The organism is Staphylococcus canis, assembly GCF_016238445.1.
In the GTDB taxonomy this organism is placed as follows: Bacteria; Bacillota; Bacilli; order Staphylococcales; family Staphylococcaceae; genus Staphylococcus; species Staphylococcus canis.
In genome coordinates, this window is the sequence record NZ_JABANU010000092.1 from 1 (window position 1) to 258 (window position 258).

The window sequence follows — 258 nt, forward strand, 5'->3', positions numbered from 1 at the left end:
TCAAGCGTTTCGCTTGTTACTCGGTTTTGCTTGGTAAAATCTATACTTACTTATCTAGTTTTCAATGTACAATGTTGAATCCTCAATGAATGAGCATTCAAAACTGAATACAATATGTCACGTTAATCCGTTTATCACCTTAGGTGATAATTCCGTATATATCCTTAGAAAGGAGGTGATCCAGCCGCACCTTCCGATACGGCTACCTTGTTACGACTTCACCCCAATCATTTGTCCCACCTTCGACGGCTAGCTCCA

General features: G+C 40.7%; 1 rRNA gene. It reads right to left on the reverse strand.

What is annotated here, in order from left to right:
- Positions 1-168: 168 nt before the first annotated feature.
- Positions 169-258: ribosomal RNA gene (locus HHH54_RS11050) — 16S ribosomal RNA — on the reverse strand; the annotation flags it as partial.